The 23701-nt window shown below is 57.0% G+C and carries 25 protein-coding genes; 12 read left to right on the forward strand and 13 right to left on the reverse strand.

The genetic code is table 11. From position 1 onward, the window contains the following. Positions 1 to 125 precede the first annotated feature (125 nt). Positions 126 to 2741, forward strand: coding sequence for a DNA mismatch repair protein MutS (mutS, locus tag AC2FJ6_RS14980; protein WP_496669513.1), 2616 nt, complete (start codon positions 126 to 128; stop codon positions 2739 to 2741). A gap of 58 nt (positions 2742 to 2799) precedes the next feature. Here mutS and AC2FJ6_RS14985 read toward each other — a convergent pair whose 3' ends face one another. Together AC2FJ6_RS14985 and hrcA are read right to left on the reverse strand one after the other, a co-directional pair. Beyond that, positions 2800 to 3363, reverse strand: a complete 564-nt coding sequence (locus tag AC2FJ6_RS14985; RefSeq protein WP_170771360.1) for a nucleotide exchange factor GrpE — start codon at positions 3361 to 3363, stop codon at positions 2800 to 2802. 10 nt (positions 3364 to 3373) lie between these two features. Next, positions 3374 to 4438, reverse strand: coding sequence for a heat-inducible transcriptional repressor HrcA (gene hrcA, locus AC2FJ6_RS14990; RefSeq protein WP_170771358.1), 1065 nt, complete (start codon positions 4436 to 4438; stop codon positions 3374 to 3376). Between the two features lie 112 nt (positions 4439 to 4550). On the opposite strand from hrcA, the gene rph reads away from it, so the two are divergent. Genes rph through AC2FJ6_RS15010 form a run of 4 tightly spaced genes read left to right on the forward strand, consistent with a single transcriptional unit; the run spans position 4551 to position 7374 of the window. Next, positions 4551 to 5264 (forward strand): ribonuclease PH, encoded by a 714-nt coding sequence (rph, locus tag AC2FJ6_RS14995; protein WP_480505393.1) that lies wholly within the window; start codon positions 4551 to 4553, stop codon positions 5262 to 5264. Further along, positions 5261 to 5875 carry an RdgB/HAM1 family non-canonical purine NTP pyrophosphatase gene (gene rdgB, locus AC2FJ6_RS15000; protein WP_496669436.1) on the forward strand — a complete coding sequence of 205 codons (615 nt, stop codon included), beginning with the start codon at positions 5261 to 5263 and terminating at the stop codon, positions 5873 to 5875. The genes rph and rdgB overlap by 4 nt, the downstream gene beginning before the upstream one ends. Then, complete coding sequence (gene hemW, locus AC2FJ6_RS15005) at positions 5865 to 7019, forward strand: radical SAM family heme chaperone HemW (RefSeq protein WP_170786177.1); 1155 nt, start codon at positions 5865 to 5867, stop codon at positions 7017 to 7019. Before rdgB ends, hemW begins: the two co-directional genes overlap by 11 nt. A 1-nt stretch (position 7020) precedes the next feature. Then, positions 7021 to 7374 (forward strand): YbaN family protein, encoded by a 354-nt coding sequence (locus AC2FJ6_RS15010; RefSeq protein WP_170771350.1) that lies wholly within the window; start codon positions 7021 to 7023, stop codon positions 7372 to 7374. On the opposite strand, the gene AC2FJ6_RS15015 is transcribed toward AC2FJ6_RS15010, so the two are convergent. The 7 genes from AC2FJ6_RS15015 to AC2FJ6_RS15045 form a co-directional block, all read right to left on the reverse strand. After that, on the reverse strand, positions 7364 to 8260 hold the full coding sequence (locus AC2FJ6_RS15015; RefSeq protein ID WP_170771347.1) for a ParB/RepB/Spo0J family partition protein: 897 nt from the start codon (positions 8258 to 8260) through the stop codon (positions 7364 to 7366). The two genes, AC2FJ6_RS15010 and AC2FJ6_RS15015, sit on opposite strands and share 11 nt — an antisense overlap. A 19-nt stretch (positions 8261 to 8279) precedes the next feature. Beyond that, positions 8280 to 9080, reverse strand: coding sequence for a ParA family protein (locus AC2FJ6_RS15020; RefSeq protein WP_170771345.1), 801 nt, complete (start codon positions 9078 to 9080; stop codon positions 8280 to 8282). Then, a complete protein-coding gene (rsmG, locus tag AC2FJ6_RS15025) occupies positions 9073 to 9675 on the reverse strand; it encodes a 16S rRNA (guanine(527)-N(7))-methyltransferase RsmG (RefSeq protein ID WP_170771343.1) in 603 nt (200 codons plus the stop codon). Before rsmG ends, AC2FJ6_RS15020 begins: the two co-directional genes overlap by 8 nt. Next, the gene (mnmG, locus tag AC2FJ6_RS15030; RefSeq protein WP_170771341.1) at positions 9672 to 11540 is read right to left on the reverse strand and encodes a tRNA uridine-5-carboxymethylaminomethyl(34) synthesis enzyme MnmG; all 1869 of its coding nucleotides are present in this window, start codon (positions 11538 to 11540) and stop codon (positions 9672 to 9674) included. Before mnmG ends, rsmG begins: the two co-directional genes overlap by 4 nt. 12 nt (positions 11541 to 11552) lie before the next feature. Continuing rightward, on the reverse strand, positions 11553 to 12839 hold the full coding sequence (gene mnmE / locus AC2FJ6_RS15035) for a tRNA uridine-5-carboxymethylaminomethyl(34) synthesis GTPase MnmE (protein ID WP_496669438.1): 1287 nt from the start codon (positions 12837 to 12839) through the stop codon (positions 11553 to 11555). Between the two features lie 30 nt (positions 12840 to 12869). Continuing rightward, positions 12870 to 14141: a transcription termination factor Rho gene (rho, locus tag AC2FJ6_RS15040; RefSeq protein WP_170771337.1), complete on the reverse strand. Its 1272-nt coding sequence runs from the start codon at positions 14139 to 14141 to the stop codon at positions 12870 to 12872. A 147-nt stretch (positions 14142 to 14288) separates the two neighbouring features. Continuing rightward, positions 14289 to 14738 carry a CopD family protein gene (locus tag AC2FJ6_RS15045; RefSeq protein WP_170771335.1) on the reverse strand — a complete coding sequence of 150 codons (450 nt, stop codon included), beginning with the start codon at positions 14736 to 14738 and terminating at the stop codon, positions 14289 to 14291. Between the two features lie 404 nt (positions 14739 to 15142). Between AC2FJ6_RS15045 and AC2FJ6_RS15050 the strand changes: the two genes are divergently transcribed. Genes AC2FJ6_RS15050 through dnaQ form a run of 4 tightly spaced genes read left to right on the forward strand, consistent with a single transcriptional unit; the run spans position 15143 to position 17877 of the window. After that, complete coding sequence (locus tag AC2FJ6_RS15050; RefSeq protein ID WP_170771333.1) at positions 15143 to 15742, forward strand: Maf family protein; 600 nt, start codon at positions 15143 to 15145, stop codon at positions 15740 to 15742. After that, positions 15739 to 16572, forward strand: a complete 834-nt coding sequence (locus AC2FJ6_RS15055) for a shikimate dehydrogenase (RefSeq protein ID WP_170771331.1) — start codon at positions 15739 to 15741, stop codon at positions 16570 to 16572. Before AC2FJ6_RS15050 ends, AC2FJ6_RS15055 begins: the two co-directional genes overlap by 4 nt. Further along, complete coding sequence (coaE, locus tag AC2FJ6_RS15060) at positions 16569 to 17162, forward strand: dephospho-CoA kinase (RefSeq protein ID WP_496669440.1); 594 nt, start codon at positions 16569 to 16571, stop codon at positions 17160 to 17162. The genes AC2FJ6_RS15055 and coaE overlap by 4 nt, the downstream gene beginning before the upstream one ends. Continuing rightward, positions 17155 to 17877 (forward strand): DNA polymerase III subunit epsilon, encoded by a 723-nt coding sequence (gene dnaQ / locus AC2FJ6_RS15065; protein ID WP_170771327.1) that lies wholly within the window; start codon positions 17155 to 17157, stop codon positions 17875 to 17877. The genes coaE and dnaQ overlap by 8 nt, the downstream gene beginning before the upstream one ends. A 27-nt stretch (positions 17878 to 17904) precedes the next feature. On the opposite strand, the gene secB is transcribed toward dnaQ, so the two are convergent. Further along, complete coding sequence (gene secB, locus AC2FJ6_RS15070; RefSeq protein WP_170771325.1) at positions 17905 to 18408, reverse strand: protein-export chaperone SecB; 504 nt, start codon at positions 18406 to 18408, stop codon at positions 17905 to 17907. 64 nt (positions 18409 to 18472) lie between these two features. Next, positions 18473 to 18964, reverse strand: coding sequence for an FxsA family protein (locus AC2FJ6_RS15075; protein ID WP_170771323.1), 492 nt, complete (start codon positions 18962 to 18964; stop codon positions 18473 to 18475). A 108-nt stretch (positions 18965 to 19072) separates the two neighbouring features. Here AC2FJ6_RS15075 and AC2FJ6_RS15080 point away from each other — a divergent pair, with 108 nt between their 5' ends. Genes AC2FJ6_RS15080 through AC2FJ6_RS15090 form a run of 3 tightly spaced genes read left to right on the forward strand, consistent with a single transcriptional unit; the run spans position 19073 to position 21350 of the window. Then, positions 19073 to 19732 (forward strand): Tim44/TimA family putative adaptor protein, encoded by a 660-nt coding sequence (locus tag AC2FJ6_RS15080; RefSeq protein ID WP_170771321.1) that lies wholly within the window; start codon positions 19073 to 19075, stop codon positions 19730 to 19732. Then, complete coding sequence (gene mltA / locus AC2FJ6_RS15085) at positions 19729 to 20763, forward strand: murein transglycosylase A (RefSeq protein ID WP_170771319.1); 1035 nt, start codon at positions 19729 to 19731, stop codon at positions 20761 to 20763. Before AC2FJ6_RS15080 ends, mltA begins: the two co-directional genes overlap by 4 nt. Further along, on the forward strand, positions 20763 to 21350 hold the full coding sequence (locus tag AC2FJ6_RS15090; protein ID WP_170771317.1) for a Smr/MutS family protein: 588 nt from the start codon (positions 20763 to 20765) through the stop codon (positions 21348 to 21350). The genes mltA and AC2FJ6_RS15090 overlap by 1 nt, the downstream gene beginning before the upstream one ends. Here the strand turns inward: AC2FJ6_RS15090 and AC2FJ6_RS15095 are convergent. After that, positions 21347 to 22564 carry an MFS transporter gene (locus AC2FJ6_RS15095; protein WP_496669442.1) on the reverse strand — a complete coding sequence of 406 codons (1218 nt, stop codon included), beginning with the start codon at positions 22562 to 22564 and terminating at the stop codon, positions 21347 to 21349. The genes AC2FJ6_RS15090 and AC2FJ6_RS15095 overlap by 4 nt on opposite strands. Next, positions 22564 to 23661: an alpha/beta hydrolase gene (locus tag AC2FJ6_RS15100; RefSeq protein WP_496669444.1), complete on the reverse strand. Its 1098-nt coding sequence runs from the start codon at positions 23659 to 23661 to the stop codon at positions 22564 to 22566. Before AC2FJ6_RS15100 ends, AC2FJ6_RS15095 begins: the two co-directional genes overlap by 1 nt. Positions 23662 to 23701 lie beyond the last annotated feature (40 nt).

Consider the following 23701-nt stretch of genomic DNA (forward strand, 5'->3'; position numbering starts at 1 on the left):
TCATAGCGCAGGCGGGGCTGCGCCTCAACGACAATACGTTTTCACCTTTCGTCACGGTTGGGGGATTTGTAAGGTCGCGACCGGAAGACGCCAAAAGGGGGCCGCTTTTGTCCACAGTCACGCCGATGATGGCGCAATATCTTGAGATCAAAGAGGCCCATTCAGACGCTCTGCTGTTTTATCGCATGGGCGATTTCTACGAGATGTTTTTCGAGGATGCGGTAAACGCCGCCGAGGCATTGGATATCGCTTTGACCAAACGCGGCAAGCACAACGGGGACGACATCCCGATGTGCGGCGTGCCGGTTCATGCCGCCGAGGGCTATCTGCTAACTCTGATCCGCAAAGGCTTTCGCGTGGCCGTATGCGAACAGATGGAAAGCCCGGCTGAAGCGAAGAAAAGAGGCTCTAAATCAGTGGTTCGACGCGATGTCGTACGTCTGGTGACACCCGGCACGCTGACCGAGGACGCCCTGCTTGAGGCCCGCCGCCACAACTTTCTGGCCGCTTACGCCGAGGTCCGGGATGAGGCCGCTTTGGCTTGGGCCGACATTTCCACCGGAGCGTTTCACGTGATGCCTTTGACATCCGTTCGGCTCAGCCCCGAATTGGCGCGGCTGGCCCCGTCCGAGTTGATCGTGGGCGACGGGATGGAACAGGCGCTGAACGAGACGGTCCGTGATCTGGGCATTTCGCTTACCCCCATCGGGCGCGCCAGTTTCGACAGTACAGCTGCGGAAAAACGCATATGTGGGCTGTTTCACGTAGGTGCCTTGGATGCGTTCGGTAGTTTTGGCCGGGCCGAGGTGTCCGCCATGGGAGCGCTGATCGATTATCTTGAGATCACCCAAAAGGGCAAATTGCCCTTGCTGCAAACACCGCTTAAGGAATCCGAGGACCGCGTTGTGCAGATCGACGCCGCCACGCGCCGCAATCTGGAACTGACCCGATCCCTGTCCGGGGGTCGCGCCGGATCACTGTTGTCCGCGGTGGACCGCACAGTGACGCCCGGCGGCGCGCGCCTGCTGGAACAACGCCTGTCCAGCCCGTCCCGCAATCTGGACGTGATCCATGCGCGGCTTGATGCGGTGACTTACGCCGCAGAAGACAGCCTAATCTCCTCGGACCTGCGCGAGGCGCTGCGCAAAACCCCCGATCTGGACCGCGCTCTGTCACGCCTGTCGCTGGACCGAGGCGGGCCGCGCGATCTCGCTGCCATCCGCAATGGCCTGACTCAAGCCGCCGCGATTGCCGAAATCTGCCAGACGCAGGATCTGCCCGTTCTGCTCTCGACCGCATTGCAAAACCTTGTGGGGTTCGACGACCTGCTGAACCTGCTGGATGAGGCTTTGGTCGCCGAACCACCCCTTCTGGCTCGTGACGGCGGTTTCATCGCCCCCGGTTTCGACGCAGAACTGGACGATGCCCGCACCCTGCGCGATGAAGGTCGATCCGTCATCGCTGGATTCCAGCAGAAATACGCGGAACATACCGGCATCATGTCGCTGAAAATCAAGCACAACAACGTGCTGGGCTATTTTATCGAAACAACGGCCACACATGCCGAAAAAATGCTGAACCCGCCGTTCTCTGAGACCTATATCCACCGCCAGACCACCGCGAACCAAGTACGGTTCACTACGGTCGAACTGTCCGAGATCGAAACCCGCATCCTAAACGCCGGAAACATGGCGCTTGAGATTGAAAAACGGCTCTATCAAAGGCTATCTTGCGATGTTCTGACCCTCGCCGCCCGTCTCAACCAAGCTGCCCGAGGGCTGGCGGAACTGGACCTGACCACCGCGCTCGCCGATCTAGCGCGGGGTGAAAACTGGTGCCGCCCACAGGTCGACAGCTCGCGCGCGTTCTACGTGCAAGGCGGTCGCCATCCGGTCGTGGAACACGCGCTGCGCCAGCAATCGGGTGATGCTTTCATCGCCAATGACTGCGATCTGAGCGCCGATCAGGGGGCCGCGATCTGGCTGCTGACCGGTCCCAACATGGCCGGTAAGTCAACCTTCTTGCGCCAAAACGCGCTGATCGCCCTGCTGGCCCAAATGGGCAGCTATGTCCCAGCAGAACAGACCCATCTCGGCGTGGTCAGCCAACTGTTCAGCCGGGTCGGAGCCTCCGACGATCTGGCCCGCGGCCGCTCGACCTTTATGGTCGAAATGGTCGAAACCGCCGCCATCCTCAATCAAGCCGACGACCGCGCGCTGGTCATTCTGGATGAAATTGGCCGCGGCACCGCCACTTATGACGGCCTCTCGATCGCCTGGGCCACGCTGGAGCACTTGCACGCCGCCAACCAATGCCGCGCGCTGTTTGCCACCCACTACCACGAACTCACAGCACTGGCCGGAAAACTCGAAGGCGTCGACAACGCCACCGTCGCTGTCAAGGAATGGGAGGGCGAGGTGATCTTCCTGCATGAGGTCCACAAAGGCGCCGCCGACCGCTCCTATGGCGTGCAGGTCGCACAGCTGGCGGGCCTCCCAGCATCTGTCGTCGATCGCGCCCGAACCGTCCTTGAACAACTGGAAAAAACCGAACGCGAAGGCGGCAAGCAAAAAGCGCTGATTGACGACCTACCACTTTTCTCAGCTGCTCCACCACCTCCACCACACACGCCGAAACCCTCGCCGGTCTCAGACATGCTGCAAGATATCCTGCCGGACGAACTCACTCCACGCGAAGCACTCGACCTGATCTACAAACTAAAAGAGGCGGCCAAAAACTGACCGCCCCTTCTTCTGTTCAAAAATACCTCCGCCGGAGGCTTGGCTTCGCAGAAGCCAATCAGCTCGCAGGTGTCGACGACACTCCAACCTGCGCCGGACGCAGCAAACGGTCATGTAGCATGAATCCTTCAGCTGAGACCTGAATGATGTCGCCCGCCTTGGTGCCAGGCACCGGGGCTTCGAACATCGCCTCATGCATGTTTGGATCAAACCGATCCCCAACTTCCGGCGTGATCACCACAATCCCATGTTTTTGGAATACGTCCTTCAGTGCGCGCATGGTAAGTTCCACGCCTTCTATCAAACCAGCAGCCACTTCTTTCTGCTCATCGGTCGCAGCCTCAAGCGCGCGTTTCATGTTATCGTAAACCGGCAGCATGTCACGGGCCAGCTTTGACCCACCATACTGTTCCGCATCGCGACGGGCCTTGTCGCCACGTTTCCGCGCGTTCTCTGCATCCGCCAGGGCGCGCATGAACTTGTCCTTGAACGCATCTCGCTCGGCGCGCAACGCGTCGATCTCAAGCTCTTCTTCGCTAATCTCAACAAGGTCCTCGGCCAGCTCTTCCGCTTCGGCCATTGCGATATCGTCCAGAAAATCTTCGTTTTTGGGCTCTGCCATCTCTTACCCTCTAGCTCCGGTCGGAAATCAGCTTGCCGACCAGTTGCGCCGTATAATCCACGATCGGCACGATCCGTCCATAGTTCAGTCGCGTGGGTCCAATAACCCCGACCGCACCGATTATCTTACGATCAGCGTTCATATATGGAGACACCACCAAAGAGGAACCCGAAAGTGAGAAAAGTTTGTTCTCAGAGCCGATAAAAATGCGCACACCCTCGCCATCTTCGGTCAATTCAAGGAATTCAGCGATGTCACGCTTACGTTCCAGATCGTCAAACAGGGTGCGAATGCGGTCCAGCTCTTCAACTTCGCCCGAATCCGCCAGCAGATTCGCCCGCCCCCGCACGATCAACCGGGCCGAGTCGCCTCCGTCCCCGTCCCAGGCCGCGATTCCGCTTTCGACCATGTCACGCGCCAGAACATCAATTTCCTGTTTACGCGCGTCGATCTGAGACAGCATCTGCTTGCGCACTTCGCTAATCGTGCGGCCCTCAATCAGCGCGTTCAGGAAATTCGCCGCCTCGCGCATGGAACTCGGCGTCTGCCCCGGCGGCGGAGTGAACAGGCGGTTTTCCACGTGCCCGTCCGAAAACACCAGCACCACCAAAGCGCGGTCATGGCCCAGCGAGACAAACTCGATATGCTTGATCTCGGCCTCATGCTTGGGCGTCAGCACCAGTGACGCACCTTGTGTCACGTGTGACAAAGCCGATCCCACCCGGTCCAGCATACCGCCCACATCACCCGTGTTAGAGCCTAATGTCTCATTCAGCTTCTGCCGATCGTCGGCGCCCAGATCGCCAACCTCAAGCAACCCGTCAACAAACATTCGCAGCCCCTGCTGCGTCGGAATCCGCCCTGCGCTTACATGAGGGCTGTCCAGCAGGCCCAGAAACTCCAGATCCTGCATCACATTGCGCACCGTCGCGGCGCTGACTTTCTCCGACAAGGTGCGGGTCAGGGTGCGGCTGCCCACCGGCTCGCCGCTCTCCAAATAGCTTTCGACGATCAACCGGAACACTTCGCGCGAGCGGTCGTTCATCTCATTCAGAATTTTACTTGCTTCGCTCATCGGCGGCCCCCTGCTGGGTCGTCATTAAATCGCAGGTAAATGAAAGGTCAATCGGGGTTGCATCGTAACGCCACGGGGCGGTATCCCAAAGCCAGCAAACAAAGGAAATTCCATGCGACCCTCAGGACGTAATCTAGACGAAATGCGCGCTGTTTCCATCGAGACAGGTTTCACCAAACATGCCGAAGGGTCTTGCCTGATCAAGATGGGCGACACCCATGTGCTGTGTACCGCCACGATCGAGGACCGCGTGCCGCCCTTTATCAAGGGCTCGGGCCTTGGCTGGGTGACTGCCGAATACGGTATGCTGCCCCGCGCGACCAACACGCGGATGCGGCGTGAGGCGGCCTCAGGCAAGCAAGGCGGTCGCACCGTGGAAATCCAGCGCCTGATTGGCCGCGCCCTGCGCGCCGGTGTCGACCGGGTGGCGCTGGGTGAACGACAGATCACTGTCGACTGCGATGTCATTCAGGCCGATGGCGGCACCCGCTGCGCCTCGATCACCGGCGGTTGGGTCGCACTGCGTCTGGCGGTGAACAAGCTGATGAAAACGGGCGATGTGATTTCCGATCCTCTGGTCGATCCTGTCGCCGCCGTGTCTTGTGGCATCTATGCCGGTCAGCCGGTGCTGGATCTGGACTACCCCGAAGACAGCGAAGCCGGTGTGGATGGCAACTTCATCATGACCGGCTCGGGCAAGCTGATCGAAGTACAGATGAGCGCCGAAGGCTCGGTCTTTAGCCGCGCGCAGATGGATCAGCTGATGGATCTGGCCGAGAAAGGCGTCGGCGAACTGGCAGCCGCACAAAAAGCCGCCACCGCATGACCCGCAAGTTCGACAGCGACAGGCTGCTGGTCGCCACGCACAACAGAGGCAAGCTTGAGGAGATGGCGCATCTTCTTGAGCCCTTTGGCGTGACCGTGATCGGCGCGGGCGAGATGAACCTGCCCGAACCGAAAGAGACAGAGGATACCTTTGTCGGCAATGCCCGGATCAAGGCGCATGCCGCGGCCAAAGCGACCGGCCTGCCTGCTCTGTCGGACGATTCCGGGATCACCATCGACGCGCTGAACGGCGCACCCGGCGTCTACACTGCCGATTGGGCCGAAACTGGCAATGGCCGGGATTTCCTGATGGCGATGACCCGCGCTCATAATGAATTGGAAGCCAAAAACGCCCCCCATCCTCGTACCGCGCAATTCCGCAGCACGCTGGTTCTGGCCTGGCCCGACGGTCATGACGAAGTGTTCGAGGGCATCGCCCCCGGTCATCTGGTCTGGCCCATTCGCGGCGAAGGCGGTTTTGGCTATGACCCGATGTTTGTCCCCGACGGCTATGACATTACTTTTGCGCAGATGGATCGCTGGGAAAAGAACAAGATCAGCCATCGCGGCCGCGCGGTGGAGATGTTCGTGAAGGGCTGCTTTGGCGGATGATTGGCGCAACGGGGGCTTTGGCCTGTACGTGCATTGGCCCTTTTGCGAGGCCAAATGCCCCTATTGCGATTTCAACAGCCATGTTTCCCGTAATATTGATCAAAAACAATGGCTTGAGGCGTATCTGACCGAGCTGCGCCGCTCGGCCACCGAAACGCCCGATCGCATCCTGAACACGATCTTCTTCGGTGGCGGCACCCCATCTCTGATGGATCCCGACACCGTCGCCGCTGTGATTGATGAGGCCCGCGCCCTGTGGCGGCCCGCCAATGACATGGAAATCACGCTTGAGGCCAATCCCGGCTCGGTCGAGGCTGGGCGCTTCGCTGCCTATCGTGATGCCGGCGTGAACCGGATCTCGATGGGGGTACAAGCGCTGAACGATGAAGATCTGCGTCGTCTGGGCCGTATCCACACAGTGGCCGAGGCCCACGCCGCCTTTGATATCGCCCGTAATTGCTTTGACCGCGTCAGTTTCGACCTGATCTATGCCCGCCAGCATCAAACGTTGGACGATTGGCGCGCGGAACTAACCGAAGCCCTGTCGATGGCCGTTGATCATCTGTCACTGTACCAACTGACGATCGAGGAAGGCACCGCCTTTGGCGACCGTTACGCGGTGGGCAAACTGCGCGGCCTGCCCGAGGATGACCACGCCGCTGACATGTACCTCGCCACGCAGGAGATTTGTGAGGCCCACGGCCTGCCCGCCTATGAAGTGTCAAACCACGCCCGACCAGGCGCGGAGTCGCGGCACAATCTGATCTATTGGAACTACGGGGATTATGTGGGCATCGGACCCGGTGCACATGGGCGCATCACGGTTCATAACACCAAATACGCCACTGAAACCTACTTGTCGCCAACCGCGTGGTTGACTGCTGCCCTCAAGGGATCGGGTGAAAAGGAACGCACCGCGCTCAGTCCGCAAGATCAGGCAAATGAATACCTTATAATGGGTCTACGTATTTCTGATGGTCTAGATATAGATCGCTACAGTGCATTATCATCGTATGAGCTGCCACATGGCAAACTCAACGATCTGAGTGAAATCGGTATGGTCGAGGTGCAAGGCCGTCAGCTTAGGGCCACCAAAAACGGACGCGCAGTATTGAATGCCGTTATCCGGGAATTGCTGGGGTAGCATGCAGTATCTTTGGGCTACTCTGGGATTGATTTGCGTGGCGCTTGCAGTCATCGGTGTCGTGCTGCCACTGCTACCGACCGTCCCGTTCCTGCTGTTGGCCGCCTTCTTCTTCGCGCGCTCATCGTCCCGTTTGCATAATTGGCTGATCACACATCGCACGTTCGGCCCAATGATTATTGATTGGCAAAGCTCCGGCGCCATTCGTGCAAGTGCAAAAAAAGCGGCAACCGTGTCGATTGCCGCCGTTTTTGGAATTTCAGTCCTGATTTCTGTACCGGGGTACGTTCTTGCAATCCAGGCGGTCGTTTTGGGCGCTGTGCTAACCTTTATCTGGACCCGCCCTAACGGCTGAGCTTGGCGCAAAGATCGTCAAGTTGATCCAGGTTTTCATAGGTCAACACAACCTGCCCCGTCTCGGTCCCCGCTTTGTGGTTGATGACAACCTTCATCGCCAGAATGGCCGACAGATCTTTTTCCAACGCCCGCGTATCCGCATCCTTCCCGGCATCCAGATTACGCGCCCGAGGAACCGGTTTTGCTTCATTCGGCTGCTGTTGTTTCTTGACCAACGCCTCGGTCGCGCGGACCGAAAGGCCATCGCGGATCACAATTTTCGCCAGCTCTGTCGGGTTTTCGGCAGTAATCAACGCCCGCGCATGGCCGCCGGACAGCTTTCCCTCGACCACGAAATGCTGCACATCCATTGGCAATGACAGCAATCGCAGCAGGTTTGCGATATGGCTCCGGCTTTTACCCAGAGCCTCGGCCATTTTTTCCTGCGTATGGCCAAAGCGGTCCATAAGCTGTTTGTAACCCGCGGCCTCTTCTACTGCGTTCAAATCAGCACGCTGGATATTCTCAATAATCGCGACTTCCAGCACCTCGGTGTCATCGAAATCCCGCACAATAACTGGAATATCATGCAGTTGCGCCATCTGCGCAGCGCGCCAGCGCCGCTCACCAGCGACAATCTCATAATCACCTTCCGAGATTTCACGCACGATCAAAGGTTGGATAATGCCCTTTTCCTTGACCGAAGCCGCCAGTTCATCCAGTTGCTCTCGTGAAAAAGTACGGCGCGGCTGGTTCGGATTGGCGTGCAGTTTTTCAATCGGGACTTTCATGTCCGGGCGGCGTGGTTCGGACATGACGCGGCCTTCGGTTTCCTGCGTTACATCCGCCATCAATGCAGACAATCCGCGCCCCAACCCCCGAGGTTTCGATTTCTTTGCTGCCACTGTGACCTCCTACCGCCATTCAGGCGGCTTTTTTATTCTTATACATGACCTCGCGCGCCAAGTGTCGGTACGCCATCGCCCCTAAGGACCCAGAATCATATTGCAGAACTGGCAAAGCGTAAGACGGAGCCTCGCTGACCCGAACATTTCTGGGTATCTTGGTTTTAAATACCATCTCACCCAGATTGTCACGCGCGTCTTTTTCGACCTGACGGGACAAGTTGTTGCGGTTGTCATACATAGTCAGCACAACACCTTCGATTCTGAGGTCGGGGTTTGCGGTTTGCCGAACCTCGCGAATAGTCAGCATAAGCTGCGATAGGCCCTCAAGCGCAAAGAACTCACTTTGCAGCGGAACCAGCACAGAATGCGCCGCAACCATTGCGTTGACGGTTAAAAGGTTCAGCGAAGGCGGGCAATCGATCAGAACAAAGTCAAACCCAAACTTGTCGATAGCGGTTTGACGCAATGCGTCATGAAGCAGATAGCTGCGTTTTTCGTTGGAAATAAGTTCGATATCAGCTGAGCTCAAATCTACAGTCGCCGGGATAACAAAAAGCCCGCCAATTTCTGTTTCCTGAACGACCGCCTCCAGCGGTGCATCATCCAGGATCAGATCATATGTCGTCCAATCCCGGTCTTCGACACCTAAACCGGTGGACGCGTTGCCCTGCGGGTCCAAATCGACCACGAGAACTTTGCATCCAGCTTCTGCCAGGCCCGCAGCGAGGTTGATCGCAGTTGTTGTCTTTCCAACACCGCCCTTCTGATTAGCTACCGCAATTATCCGAGGGCCAGAAGGACGAGACAAATCAACCACGAGAAACTCCTTTTATCTTAAGGATAACGGCTTGGGGCTCGGTTAAACTTTTAATCGGCTCGGCATCGAAATTCCATTCCTCCTGCGCGTCCGACAGTTCTTTTTTCCACTTCGCGCCTTTCGGCAACAGGGCTGTCCCAGATTCGCCTAAATGCCTGTCGCAAAACGATAATAAGACCCTTAATTCTGCAAGCGCGCGGGCTGACAAAACATCGGCATTCAAGGGGTCAACGGATTCAATTCGTTTGGAAATTACCCGGCAATTCGTGCTGCATTCACGCGCCACATTTCGCAGAAATGCTGATTTTCTTTGATCGCTCTCCACCAGTGTGAACGAGGCGTCCGGATATTCTTCCATAGCCAGAATCGCACAGACCATACCTGGAAATCCGCCCCCACTACCCAGATCAACCCAAGAATTGAAGCTGTCGGCGCAGCGATAAACTTGCACAGAATCCTTGATGTGCCGCTCCCATATGTCCTCCAGGCTGTTCCTCGAGACAAGATTTATGCTTTGATTCCACTTTTTGACCAAATCCACATAAGTGGTCAGCCGGGAAAATGTTTCACGTGAAACATTCAAGTCGTCCCTCATATCTTTCGCACTTTCTGGTCGCGGCGAAGTCTGGCCAAAACCAATGTCAGAGCTGCAGGCGTAACGCCTTCGACGCGACTAGCCTGACCGATATTCTCCGGCTTTGCTCGGGACAGCTTTTGTTTCATCTCTGACGACAGGCCTTCCAGGGCAAAAAAATCGAAACCCCTAGGAATTTCATAAGCTTCATCCCGGCGCATTGCTTCGACGTCTCTTTTCTGCCGCTCAATATAGTTCGCGTACAGCGCGTCACGCTCCACTTGTTGGCGGATATCAGGGTCAACGGCTTCCGAGCCCGAAATTAGTGGGATCAAATCCGAGTAATTGACTTTGGGAAACGCCAGAATCGCCATGCCATCTCGACGATTGCCGTCGTTATTAACCGAAATTCCTGCCGCGTTTATCTCTTTCGGCGTATATTTCCGCTTATTTAGCAACGACTTTGCCGCCGTTAACTTCTTCATCTTCTCGGAAAACACTTCTTCCCGTTTAGGTGTTACGCACCCCAGCTTAATTCCGACCGGCGTTAACCTCTGGTCTGCATTGTCTGCTCGCAATGACAGGCGAAACTCAGCACGAGACGTGAACATCCGGTAAGGCTCCGCGACTCCCTTGGTGGTAAGGTCGTCAATCATTACCCCTATGTAACTGTCTGCACGTGTAAAATGAACAGGTTCTCTATCCAAGGTGGCCAGGGCGGCATTTAGTCCCGCTACCAAGCCCTGAGCAGCCGCCTCCTCATACCCAGTGGTTCCATTAATTTGACCTGCCAAATATAAACCTGGCACAGATGGCAGAGACAGCGAGGAAGTTAACACACGGGGATCCACGTAATCATATTCGATCGCGTATCCTGGTTGCAGAATCTTGGCTTTTTCCAAGCCCTTAATAGACTGGACATATTCGCGCTGAATGCCCTGCGGCAACGAAGTTGAGATTCCATTTGGATATATTGTGTGATCATTGACCCCTTCCGGCTCCAGAAATATCTGGTGGGAGTCCTTTTCGGCAAATCGAACAATCTTATCTTCAATTGAAGGACAGTACCGCGGGCCAACGCCATCAATATGGCCGCCATACATTGCTGAACGCGCCAAGTTCTTTTCGATTATCTCGTGTGTTTGGGCATTCGTATGTGTAATACCACACGAGATTTGGGGAGCTACAACCGAACTGGACAAAAAAGAGAACAGGCTTGGTTCATCGTCTCCGTCTTGACGCTCTAGATCTGACCAATCAATCGTTCGTCCGTCCAATCTTGGCGGAGTGCCCGTTTTCAAACGACCAAGTGGTAACTCAAAGCTATCTAATCTTTCTGCCAATCGAACCGACGGTCTGTCGCCCATTCGTCCGCCCGGTTTGGCCTCATCCCCAATATGGATCACACCACGCAGAAACGTCCCGGATGTTAAGATCACTGCTTTTGCTCGGATTTCTGAGTCGTCCGCCAATCGGATACCGGCAACACGATCGGCGACGATCAGGAAATCAGTCACTTCACCGACAATAACGCTCAACCCTTGTTGAGCTTGAGTTTCTTTTTGCATTGCCGCCCGGTACAAAGTCCGGTCTGCCTGCGTTCGGGGACCTTGCACCGCGGGCCCCTTGCGACGATTTAGCAACCGAAACTGAATTCCGGCCCGATCTGCGACGCGCCCCATAACGCCGTCCATGGCATCGATTTCGCGTACTAAGTGGCCTTTGCCCAGCCCTCCGATTGCTGGGTTGCATGACATGACACCAATGTCGGCGGCTGACAAAGTCACCAACGCGGTATTCACACCCATCCGTGCGGCGGCGTGGGCTGCCTCGGTTCCTGCGTGGCCCGCGCCGATGACGATGACATCAAAATCCGAATGTTTCACGTGAAACACTCCTTACTTGCCCAAGCAGAAACTCGAGAATATTTCGTCCAACAAGTCTTCAACCCCGATCCTCCCAACCAGAGATTCCAACGTTCTGATAGCTGTGCGCATTTCTTCGGCAGCGATATCATACAGGTCTGGGCCTGATTCCAGAACCGAGATTGCCGCGTTCAAGGCCTGTTGCGCATTGATCAGCGCAACACGGTGCCTTTCTCGTGTCGCAATACCAGATGTCGTGGTTCGCGATGACAAAATACGCGATATACGGGCAACAAGTGCATCCACTCCGTGGCCTGTTTTCCCAGAAATGCCATTTTCACCCTCATCTCGAAGGTCGGATTTAGGGAAAACTTGGATATCTTCGGACTGAAACTGCACATCCAATTCGGACGGGTCAGCTGTCAGAAACACTCGCATATCCGCAGCCTCCGCCCGTTTCTTTGCCAACGCAATCCCCAATGATTCCACATGATCTTCGGTTTCGCGCAATCCGGCCGTGTCCAACAGTGTTACCGGCAAACCGTCCAAGTCCATCCGCACTTCGATCACATCGCGTGTAGTTCCGGCATATTCCGATGTTATCGCGGCTTCTCGCCCGGCCAGCGCATTCAGCAAAGTAGACTTTCCAGCATTGGGCAAGCCGACAATAGCAACTTCAAATCCTGTGCGAATACGTTCAGCAATCTTGACGCCTTCGGCTTCACGCATCAGGTCGGACATGACACCTTCAACTAAGGCCCGAACTTCAGGCGTGACATCGGTTGGCACCTCTTCATCCGCAAAATCGATCACGGCCTCAAGCAGGGACGCAGCACGGATCAGGTCGCGACGCCAACGCTCGGCAAGCTGCCCCAGACCCCCAGCTAGAATAGTCTGCGCCTGCTTGCGTTGCGCTTCAGTTTCCGCGTCGATCAAATCGGCAAGACCTTCGACCTGAGTCAGATCCATCTTGCCGTTTTCCAACGCGCGACGGGTGAATTCTCCGGGTTCAGCCAGGCGCAAACCATCGGTATCGGACAAACACCGCATCACAGCATTCACCGACGCAGTGCTACCATGAATTTGAAGCTCTGCGACGTCCTCACCGGTGAAACTGGCCGGAGCCCGGAACGTCAGCACCAACCCGTTATCCAGACGAGATCCATCCGGCCCGCGTAGCGTGCGTAAATTCATACCGCGCGCGGGAAGTTCCCCGCCCGTCAGATCCCTGACCGCCGAGTGCGCTAAAGGACCAGAGAGGCGTATAACCGCCACCCCTGCTTTGCCTTGCGCGCTGGCCAAGGCGAATATCGTATCCATTCGAAGGCCTCGCGTCCGTTAAGACCTGTGTCAGGTGTTCATTGAATCGAAGAACTCGCCATTCGTCTTCGTCTGTTTCAGCTTGGACAGCAGGAACTCGATCGCGTCGGTCGTCCCCATCGGGTTGAGGATGCGGCGCAGAACAAATGTTTTGGCCAGATCACCCTTGTCGACCAGCAGATCCTCTTTCCGGGTGCCCGATTTGAGGATGTCAATCGCCGGGAACACACGCTTGTCGGCGATTTTGCGGTCCAACACGATTTCCGAGTTACCCGTGCCTTTGAATTCTTCAAAGATCACCTCGTCCATCCTGCTGCCGGTGTCGATCAGCGCGGTGGCGATGATGGTCAGCGAACCGCCCTCTTCGATATTCCGCGCCGCACCGAAGAACCGTTTGGGTCGTTGCAGTGCATTCGCATCCACACCACCGGTCAGAACTTTACCCGAGGATGGCACCACGGTGTTAAACGCCCTACCAAGTCTTGTGATTGAGTCGAGAAGAATAACAACATCTCGTTTATGCTCGACCAAACGCTTGGCCTTTTCGATCACCATTTCCGACACGGCCACGTGGCGCGTTGCAGGTTCATCAAAGGTCGAGGACACGACCTCACCCTTCACCGAGCGCTGCATGTCCGTCACCTCTTCGGGGCGTTCGTCGATCAGAAGGACGATCAGGTAGCATTCGGGGTGGTTCTGTTCGATCGAGTGCGCGATGTTCTGAAGGATCACCGTCTTACCCGTCCGCGGAGGCGCCACGATCAGCGACCGCTGTCCTTTACCAATTGGCGCAACAAGGTCGATCACGCGAGCGGACTTGTCTTTGATGGTGGGATCTTCGATCTCCATCTTCAGACGTTCGTCTGGGTACAAAGGTGTCAGGTTGTCGAACAGGATCTTGTGCTTAGCTTTCTCGGGGTCTTCAAAGTTGATCTTTGTGACCTTAGTCAGCGCAAAATACCGTTCGTTGTCATCGGGCGCCTTGATTTCACCTTCAACGGTGTCGCCAGTGCGCAGCGAATGCAGGCGGATCATGTCAGGCGAGACATAAATGTCGTCAGGACCCGGCAGATAGTTTGCCTCGGGCGAACGCAGGAAGCCAAAGCCGTCTTGCAGCACTTCCAGCACGCCATCGCCGCCAACGGTCCAGCCTTCATCCGCGCGTTCGCGCAGGATCTGGAACATCATCTCGCCCTTTCGCATGGTCGAGGCGTTTTCGATCTCCAGCTCTTCGGCCATCGCCAGAAGGTCTTTGGGGCTTTTGGCTTTCAGATCGGCCAGATTCAGGGATTCATTGGACATGATACAAACCTTCACCGCTGTCAGCGCGGCACGAAGTGGAATTTCAGTACGGAAGATACGCCGCCCGGACGGGCGTGTTGACCCCTACATAAGCGTGACCTTTGTTGGAGTCAAACTGCCCTTTTATTTCCTAAGTAGTTTGTGCCCTCAGAACTTCAGAACGACCGCCAGGACAATGATAACCATCAAAACCGTCGGAACCTCGTTCATCATGCGGTACTGCCGCCCAGTGAGCTTATTTCGCCCCTCTATGAAGTCCTTGCGCCGCGCCATCAGCCAATGATGGAACCAGGTCATCCCGATCACCGCGACCCCCTTGGCCCAGGGCCAGGCCCAGTCCCAGCCAACAATGCCGGGCGTGAAGACCATGATCAGCCCGCAGACCCACGCCACGACCATCGCTGGGCGCATGATCACGCGCAGCAGCTTCTCTTCCATTTCAAAGAAGATATCCTGCGCTCCGTCGACCGCTTGAGCCTTTTCTACGTGATAGACGAACAAGCGGGGCAGATAGAACAACCCTGCCATCCATGAGATCACGGCCATGATGTGAACCGACTTTACCCACGGGTAGATTGCGAAAAGAAGGTCGGTCATGCTGGCTCCGAAGGTTTCCCGGAACCCTCCCTAATAAAAAAATAAGAAAAGAAAAAGGATGATGGTTTTGTAGGGCGGTCCAAATCCGTGGATTACTTTTTTACACATATGTTTTCCCCAAGTGGACAGAATCCGGTTCTGGGCGGTTGATTCTGTTGAGAGAAAGTTTTTCCTATTAATATCAATTATTTATACTTTTCTTGAATATGAATCACTGGGGATAAGTCTTCGGGTATGTTTGGAAAACCCCGGTTTTCCCGTTTGTCGACTTATCCTTGTCCCTACTGGATAGTATTCGGGCGAATCCGGGATGTTTGACGCGAAAATCGTGGGCTTGCGTGTCAACAGGAAAGCCATACAAACCATCCCGGAACCGTTAACGATTTGCTCAGGGGGTTTTCCACATGTCTGTCCCCATCATTCTGGCCTCTGGCTCGTCCATCCGGGCGGAGTTGTTGCGCAATGCGCAGGTGCCGTTCAGCGTGCAAACCGCGCGCGTCGATGAAGACACAGCTAAACGCGCCCTTCTGGCTGAAGGCGCCTCGCCCCGCGATATTGCAGATGCTCTGGCCGAGATGAAGGCCCGCAAGGTCAGCGACAAACATCCCGGCGCGATGGTGTTGGGATGCGATCAAGTGCTGGACTTCGACGGTCAGCTTTTATCGAAACCACAAACGCCTGACGACGCGCTGGCGCAGCTTAGGGCCATGCGGGGGAAACGGCATATGCTGCTATCGGCGGCCGTGATCTATCAGGATGGCGAGCCGATCTGGCGGCATGTGGGTCAGGTTCGCTTGCGGATGCGGATGAGCTCGGACGCATATCTGCGGGGCTACGTGGATCGAAACTGGGACAGTATCCGTCACGCCGTTGGGGCCTATAAGCTGGAAGAGGAAGGTGTGCGCCTGTTCGCCACCATTGACGGAGACTATTTTAACGTCTTGGGTATGCCCTTATTGGAGCTGTTGAATTTTCTGGCCGTCAAAGGGGTGATTGATCAATGAGCAAGGCAAAGATTCCTCTGGCCGGGGTGATCGGGCACCCAGTGGCGCATTCGAAATCGCCTCAGTTGCATGGGCATTGGTTAAAGACCTATGGGTTGTCGGGTCACTACGTGCCGATGGATGTGTCCCCGGACGATTTACAGGATGTGTTGCGCGCTTTGCCCAAGGCTGGGTTCGTGGGAACCAATGTCACCGTTCCACACAAAGAGGCTGCGCTACGTCTGGCCGATGAAGTCTCGGACCGGGCGCGAAAGATCGGCGCGGCGAATACGCTGGTGTTTCAGGACGATGGCCGGATTCACGCAGACAACACCGATGGCTATGGATTCCTTGAGAACCTGCGCAGTGGCGCGCCGGATTGGTCCCCGACGGACGGACCTGCGGTTGTGTTCGGGGCAGGCGGTGCCGCGCGAGCGGTGCTTCAGGCTTTGGTCGAGGCAGATGTGCCCGAGATTTTGCTGACCAACCGTACCCGGGAGCGGGCCGAGACATTGCGAGATGAATTTGGGCCCAGCATCACGGTTGTCGATTGGGTTCAGGCCGGAAATGTGATCGAGGATGCCGAATTGGTGGTCAACACCAGCTCTTTGGGGATGCAGGGACAGCCCGAGCTGCGCGTGCCGCTGGACGGGTTGCAACCCGGTGCGGTTGTGACGGACTTGGTTTATGCGCCGTTGAAAACCCATCTGCTGAAAACCGCCGAAGAGGCCGGCTGCACCACCGTCGATGGTTTGGGCATGTTGCTGCACCAGGCTGTGCCGGGTTTCGAAAGCTGGTTCGGTGTCCGCCCTGAAGTCAATGTAGACCTGCGCGCGGCTGTTTTGTCATGAGTTTCGCGCTTGGCCTGACGGGCTCGATCGGAATGGGCAAAAGCACCGCAGCGCAAATGTTTGTCGATGAAGGCTGCGCGTTATGGGATGCAGATGCAGCAGTACATAGACTCTATTCAAGGGGCGGAGCTGCCGTTGAACCGATGCAAGCCGCTTTTCCCGCCGCAATCGTTGACGACGCGGTCAGCCGCGATGCGCTGAAACAGATCATCACAAATGACCCGGCTGCGCTCAAGCAGATCGAAGGCATCGTGCACCCCTTGGTTGCCGCGGACCGCGCTGCGTTTCGGGCGAACGCTACGGCGGATATTCTGGTTTTCGACATTCCCTTGCTATTCGAAACCGGTGGAGATGAAGCGATGGATGCCGTGGCTTGCGTGTCGATCCCGAAGGGTGAACAAAAACGCCGCGTTATGGCGCGCGGCACGATGACCGAGGCGCAGTTCGAGCAGATCCGCGCCAAACAGATGCCGAATGACGAAAAATGCGCACGATCTGATTTCGTGATCGTGACGGACAGTCTGGACCATGCCCGCGCGCAGGTGCAGGATGTGGTCAGGCAGATACGGGCGGGTTTGGCAGATGCGTGAAATTGTACTGGATACCGAAACCACGGGGTTCGATCCCGAAAGTGGCGACCGCATCGTGGAAATCGGCGCGGTCGAGCTTTGGAACCACGTGGCCACGGGCGAGACCTATCACGTCTATATCAACCCCGAACGTTCGATGCCGGAAGAGGCGTTTGGCGTTCACGGTATCGGCCCGGACCTGCTGGAAACTCCGCGACCACCGGAAAAAGGTGAAGTAACACTGAAGGACAAGCCGGTTTTTGCCAAGGTCGGTCAGGGATTTCGCGACTTCATCAAGGATTCGAAACTGGTCATCCACAACGCCTCGTTCGACATGAAGTTCCTGAACGCCGAGTTGAAATGGATGGGCCTGCCGCAGATTCCGATGGATCAGGCGCTCGATACGCTGGCCATCGCGCGCAAACGCTTTCCGGGTTCACCCGCCTCGTTGGATGCGCTGTGCCGGCGGTTCAATATCGACAACTCGAACCGAACGCTGCACGGGGCGCTGCTGGACTCTGAGATTCTGGCCGAGGTCTATCTGGAGCTGATTGGTGGACGGCAGCCGGATTTCGGCCTTTCGACTGTCGCCTCTGCGGCAGGTGCGGGCGGCGAAGAGTGGCGACCCACGGCACGACCGACACCCTTGGCGTCAAAGATCACCGATGAAGAACGCACAGCACATGAAACATTTGTGGAAAAACTGGGCGAAAACGCCCTGTGGACCCGCGCCTGAGGGATTATCCGGCGCGGGTCGAATAGGTTAGGCTTCGGCTTTTTGTGCCTCGGCCTGACGACGCATCAACTCGTTGCGGTACAGGGCGACAAAGTCGATATTGTCCAGGTTCACCGGCGGATAACCACCGTCGCGGGTTACGTCGCTGACGATGCGGCGCAGGAACGGGAACAACATCCGCGGGCATTCGATCATCAGGAACGGATGCAGTTGGTCATCGGCCACACCTTCAACGTGGAACAGGCCGCAATAATCCAGCTCGCACAGGAACAGGATATCTTCCATGCCCTTGGCTTTGGATTTGAGGTTCAGTTTGACCGAAACCTCATACTGATGCTCAGTCGGGCGCTTCTTTGCATCAAGATTGACCTGAACGGAAATCTCGGGCTGCACGTCGCCGGATACGCCCTTTTGGGCCATCACGTTTTCAAACGACAGATCACGAATGAATTGTCCCAGAACGCGCATCTGGATCTGCGGTGCCGCCTGGGCTGCGGCGGCTGTGTTTTCTTTGGCGTCTTCTTCGGCCATTTATCTACTCCGAAACTAAAATTTGCCTTTGCTTAGCAAGTTGGGCGCGGCACCTCAATGCAGGTCACGGACCTTCGACCCATTTCGATGGTTTTGATGGGTCACGGCGGGGGTGAACCTCGGTGTATTCCCCGTCGATCACGTCGTCTTGCGGTGCAGGGTCAGGACCGGTGCGGAACTGCGCGCCACCACCCATCTGAAACTGGGTGATGGTTACCCTGGACTTAAGAAAATTGAAAACGGCCACCCGAACTCCGGGAATAAGCAAAGCAAAACCAATGGCATCGGTGAAAAACCCCGGTGTCAGCAGCAATACGCCAGACAAGAGGATCATAGCGCCATGGGCCAGCGGTTCGGTCGGGTCGTCCAGTTCGGCAAAGGATCGCTGCAGATTGGCCAATGCCATGCGACCTTGTGTCCGTACCAAAGCCGTGCCCAACACAGCCGTCAGAACGACAATCGCAAGCGTTGGCCACAGACCGATCAGGCCGCCGACCTGAATGAACAGGCCGATCTCGATGATCGGGACCAGCAAAAAAGCGAGGAACAGATACATGTGTGTTATCCTTTAACCAGGCCCGGGCAGTAGACTTGTCCCGAACTGTCACCTACATAGTGGCAAGAGGCTGCGTATACAAAGTCGCAGTCCGATAAAGAGGATGAAATGAACGAACCGATGATCCAGTTGCTGGTCCTGGCCGGAATTGCCGTTTTCCTGATCCTGCGCCTGAAAAGCGTGCTGGGGACGCGTGAGGGTTTTGAAAAGCCCCCCGTTCAGCAGCAGCCAGACGGGCAGAATTCGCGCCGTGACTTCGAGGTGATCGAAGGCGGCCCGGATCACGACATCACCGACCACGTTGCCGAAGACAGCGAACAGGCCCAGACCCTGACCGCTATGAAGCGGGTTGAGCCCAGCTTTTCGGTGTCCGAGTTTGTTCAAGGCGCGCGCGGCGCGTATGAGATGATCGTGATGGGGTTCGAAAAGGGCAATCTGGACGAAATCCAGCCCTTCCTGTCCGAAGAGGTGTTTGACACTTTCGTCGATGTCGTTGCAGCGCGTGAGGATCAGGGCCTGACGATTGAAGCTGAATTCATTGGGGTGCGAGAAACCGCGCTGGCCGATGTAAAGTTCGACAAGGACACCAATGAGGCCGAGATTACCATGCGCTTTGTGGGTGAGCTGACCTCGGTCGTGCGGGATCGCGGTGGTGATATCATCGAAGGCAACCCCAACACCGTCAAACGCCAAAAGGACAGCTGGACCTTTGCCCGCGTGATGGGCAGCGACGATCCGAACTGGCTGCTTGTTGCCACGGACGCATGATTGCTGCGCTTCGGTCGTTTTTGCTGGGGGCTGTGATGGCAACCTCTGCCAGCGCCGAAGCGACGCGTTCCATTCTGTCGTTTGACGATCTGGATGGCTGGGCCGCCGATGACCACGGGGCGGCCCTTTCAGTTTTTCTGAACACGTGTGGCGATCTGGATGACCCGGATTGGCGCGCACTCTGCAGTGTCGCGCAGACCTATGAAGCCGATGCCGCCCGATCTTTCTTTGAGCTGTTCTTCCGCCCCGTTCTGGTCGAAGACGGCAAGGACGCGTTGTTCACCGGGTATTTTGAGCCAGAATTGGACGGATCGCGCACCCGATCGGATCGGTTCCGATATCCGCTGTACAAAATGCCGCCCGAGGCGCGTGGGGCTGGGCAATGGCTGTCACGTCGGGACCTGTTGACCAGCGATGTTTTGCAAGGTCGCGGACTTGAGATCGCTTGGGTCGATGACCCGGTCGAGCTTTTCTTTCTGCAAATCCAGGGCTCGGGCCGTATCCGCCTGCCGGATGGCGGCGCATTGCGGGTGGGTTATGGGGGCGCAAACGGGCATCCCTACCGCTCAATCGGGTCGGAGTTGATCCGAAAGGGAGCGTTAGCCGCCCATCAGGTCAGTGCGCAGATGATCAAGACATGGGTGCGCAAGAACCCCGAGGCCGGGGCCGAGCTGCTGTTTCACAACCCCTCATACGTGTTCTTCCGCGAAGTCACCCGCATCGCGCCCGAGCTTGGGCCTTTGGGCGCCATGAACCGATCCGTCACCACGATGCGCAGCATTGCAGCCGATCCGGGCTTCACGCCGTTGGGCGCGCCGGTTTGGGTTGAGAAGGACGGCAAGAACCCATTGCGACGGTTGATGATCGCGCAGGATACCGGTTCGGCTATCAAGGGCGCGCAGAGGGCTGATATTTTCTTTGGTACTGGTGATGAAGCGGGCCGCGCCGCGGGGCGTTTGAAAGACCCCGGACGCATGATCGTTTTACTGCCGATCCAACGCGCCTATGCACTGGCACCGGATTCGTTCTGATGGCACGGCGCAAACTCACCTCGGACGAAATCGAACTATGGCGAAAGGTCGCCAAACAGGCCGAGCGGATGCACCCCGAGATCCCGCAAACGGTGCATCCGACCACCCTGCCGAAACCGAAGCCCACCAAAACGCCAAAAGCGCGGATCGACACGTTTGAGCTTGGCCAGACCGCACCTTCTAAACCATCGCGCCATGCGCTGAAACCCTCTATTGCGGAAAGCCTGCGCGCTAGCCCGGTGCAGATGGACAACAAAGCGTTTGGTCGGATGAAGCGTGGCAAGCTCAAGCCCGAAGGCAAGCTGGACCTGCACGGAATGCGCGTGGATACGGCCCATCCGGCGTTGGTGCGCTTTGTTCTGACCGCCCAAGCGCAAGGTAAACGTCTGGTTCTGGTCGTCACCGGAAAAGGCAAGGACCGGGACGAGCCCGGCCCCATCCCCACCCCGCGCGGCGTATTGCGCAACCAAGTGCCGCATTGGCTGAGCATTCCGCCGCTGGCGCAGGCCGTGCTGCAAGTAACCCCTGCCCATATCAGTCATGGTGGCGACGGGGCGTATTACGTTTACCTGCGGCGTATCCGTTAAAAACTGCGCGCGGCGCGGGTGATCCCGATCCAGACCAACGCGCTGGCTGCGACGAAGAACGCTCCTATCCACAGGAATTGCTGATCCAGCGCGACGCGATGGTCGATCAACACTCCGGTCAGTCCCGGCCCGATGGCCGAGCCCAAGACCATCACGGCGGTTGCCATGGCCTTGATCGCACCGATGTGGCGGGTGCCATAGAACTCGGCCCAGAACGCGCTGGGCAGTGTGCTATTGGCCCCCACGGTCAAGGCCAGAAAAACCAACGCCAAACTGGCCCCCACCAACCCTGTCACAAACGAGACAAGGGCAAACCCGATCGCCATGGGCAATAGGAAATAAGGCATCATCCGCGCGGTGCCCCATTTGTCCAAAGCCCAGCCGGTTGCAAACATCGCCAGCAGGGACACAGCGGTGTAGATCGGGAACAATGCAACCAGTTCGATATGCTGCCAGCCCTTGATCTCGGCCAGATGCACCTGATGAAAGAAAAACGCGGTGATGAAGGCGGATGGTCCCAGCAATGCTGGAGCCATAAACCAGAAAAGTGGACTAAGTAGAGCCTGTTTTCGCGTCCAATGGCGCCCTTTCATCCCGGTTGAGGAATGCTCAGACGCCAGGCTTTGCGGCGTGCGTTCCTGTCGCAGCAAACGCACCAGAACCGGGATCCCTAACAGCACCATTCCAGCTGAAATCACCCAAAGTATCCGCCAATCCAGCACTGCCATCGCGGCGACGTAAATGACCGGCAGCAGCGCCTCGCCGACCGAGAACCCGACCGAGGCAATGGACAGCGCTTTGCCCCGCGTGGCGGTGAACCAGCGTGTCATTGCCACCAGGGCCAGATGCACAGACATCCCCTGCCCGAACAGGCGCAACAGAAAGATGATGATGGGTAAAAGGAACAGCCATGCGTTCAGCGCCATCGCCATCGCGGCCAAGGCCAGACCGACCAGGACAACCGGCCCCAGAACGCGCACGCGAAACATATCGGTCAGCGCCCCGGCCCAGATCATGACCACGGCCGACACTGTCGTGCCCAGCGAATAAAGACCGCCCCACGCCCCATGGCTCAGGCCATACGCGGCGCGGATTTCGCCGGAAAAGATCGAGATGAAGAAGGTTTGCCCAAAGCTGGACAGAAATGTCAGCAAAAACCCCGCGCCCAGCCATGCTGCGTTGTCGCGCAGAAACCCGCCGGGCCGAGGCGACATCACGGGGCGCTTACCTGTGCCTGTCCGGTTTCGGTCAGAACGATCTCGGTCGCGCCGGTTGGGTTGCGCACATTGGCCGGGGCGATGACATCAAGCCCCCGCGCTTCGGTTCCAAATGTGTCACTGACCCGCCGGGCCGATGCGATGATTGCCAGCAACGCTGGCGAGGTCGCGGCCACGAAATGCGAGGATTGCGCATCGTCATTGAAAGCGGTCGTGTCCAGAATGTTGATCTTGTATTCAGACAGCGCCTCGGCCGAACTGATATTGCCCAGACGCTCACCCTTGGTGGTGCCGCGCAGCCGGGCCGAGATATTCAGCAACTTGTCCTTTTGCGAGGTGATGACGATGAACGGATCCGGCGGTGTCTTGATCACATCCATCTGCGAGCGGAACAGATCCACGTCCAGATCCGGTGAAATCAGCACCACGCCTTCCAGATTGCGACTGGCCCAGCCTGGTTCGCGCAATTCGGCCTGTCGCATCATCTCCATCGTCAAGGCAGTGCCCATGGAGTGCGCCACCAGAACCACGCGTTTGACTCCCATGGTTTTCAAGTGGCGGACGGTCTGCTCCAACCCGTCGCGGGCAAACAGCATACTGTCCAGATCATAGGCATAGCCATATCCGGTCGCCTGGCTGGGCCAGGAATAAACCATTGTGGCACCGGGAATATTCAGATCGTGTCTAAGCTGCGCGGCGCGAAACGTAGTTTCGGACTGTGTTGTGTTGTAGCCGTGAATGAAGATCGACACCTCATCCACGTTGCCCAACCGGGCTTTCAGATCGCCGGGCCCTTGTAACTCATCCACGGCTGCCATCACGAACTGCTTTTCGGGGTTTGGATTGGCGTAAGAGAAATCCAACGTTCCGGGTGTGTGATTGGGCGGGATCGAGACGGTCATTTCCAGAAACTGCAACCCATCTCCCCGCTTGAACCCGTAAGAACCATCAGCCTCGCGCGCGCGGGTTGTGGTGGCGTAGATGGTTTGGGGTGTGCCCACATCCAAAGCCGACGGCACCGTTTCCGAGATGGTACGGTCGACGCAGGCGGTCAGAAGAGATGCAATCAAAAAAATGGAAATATAGCGCAGCACGAAAATAGCCCTCGAGGGTTTGCGCGTAGGCTAACGAATT

The organism is Ruegeria sp. CDSA089 (genome assembly GCF_059612205.1).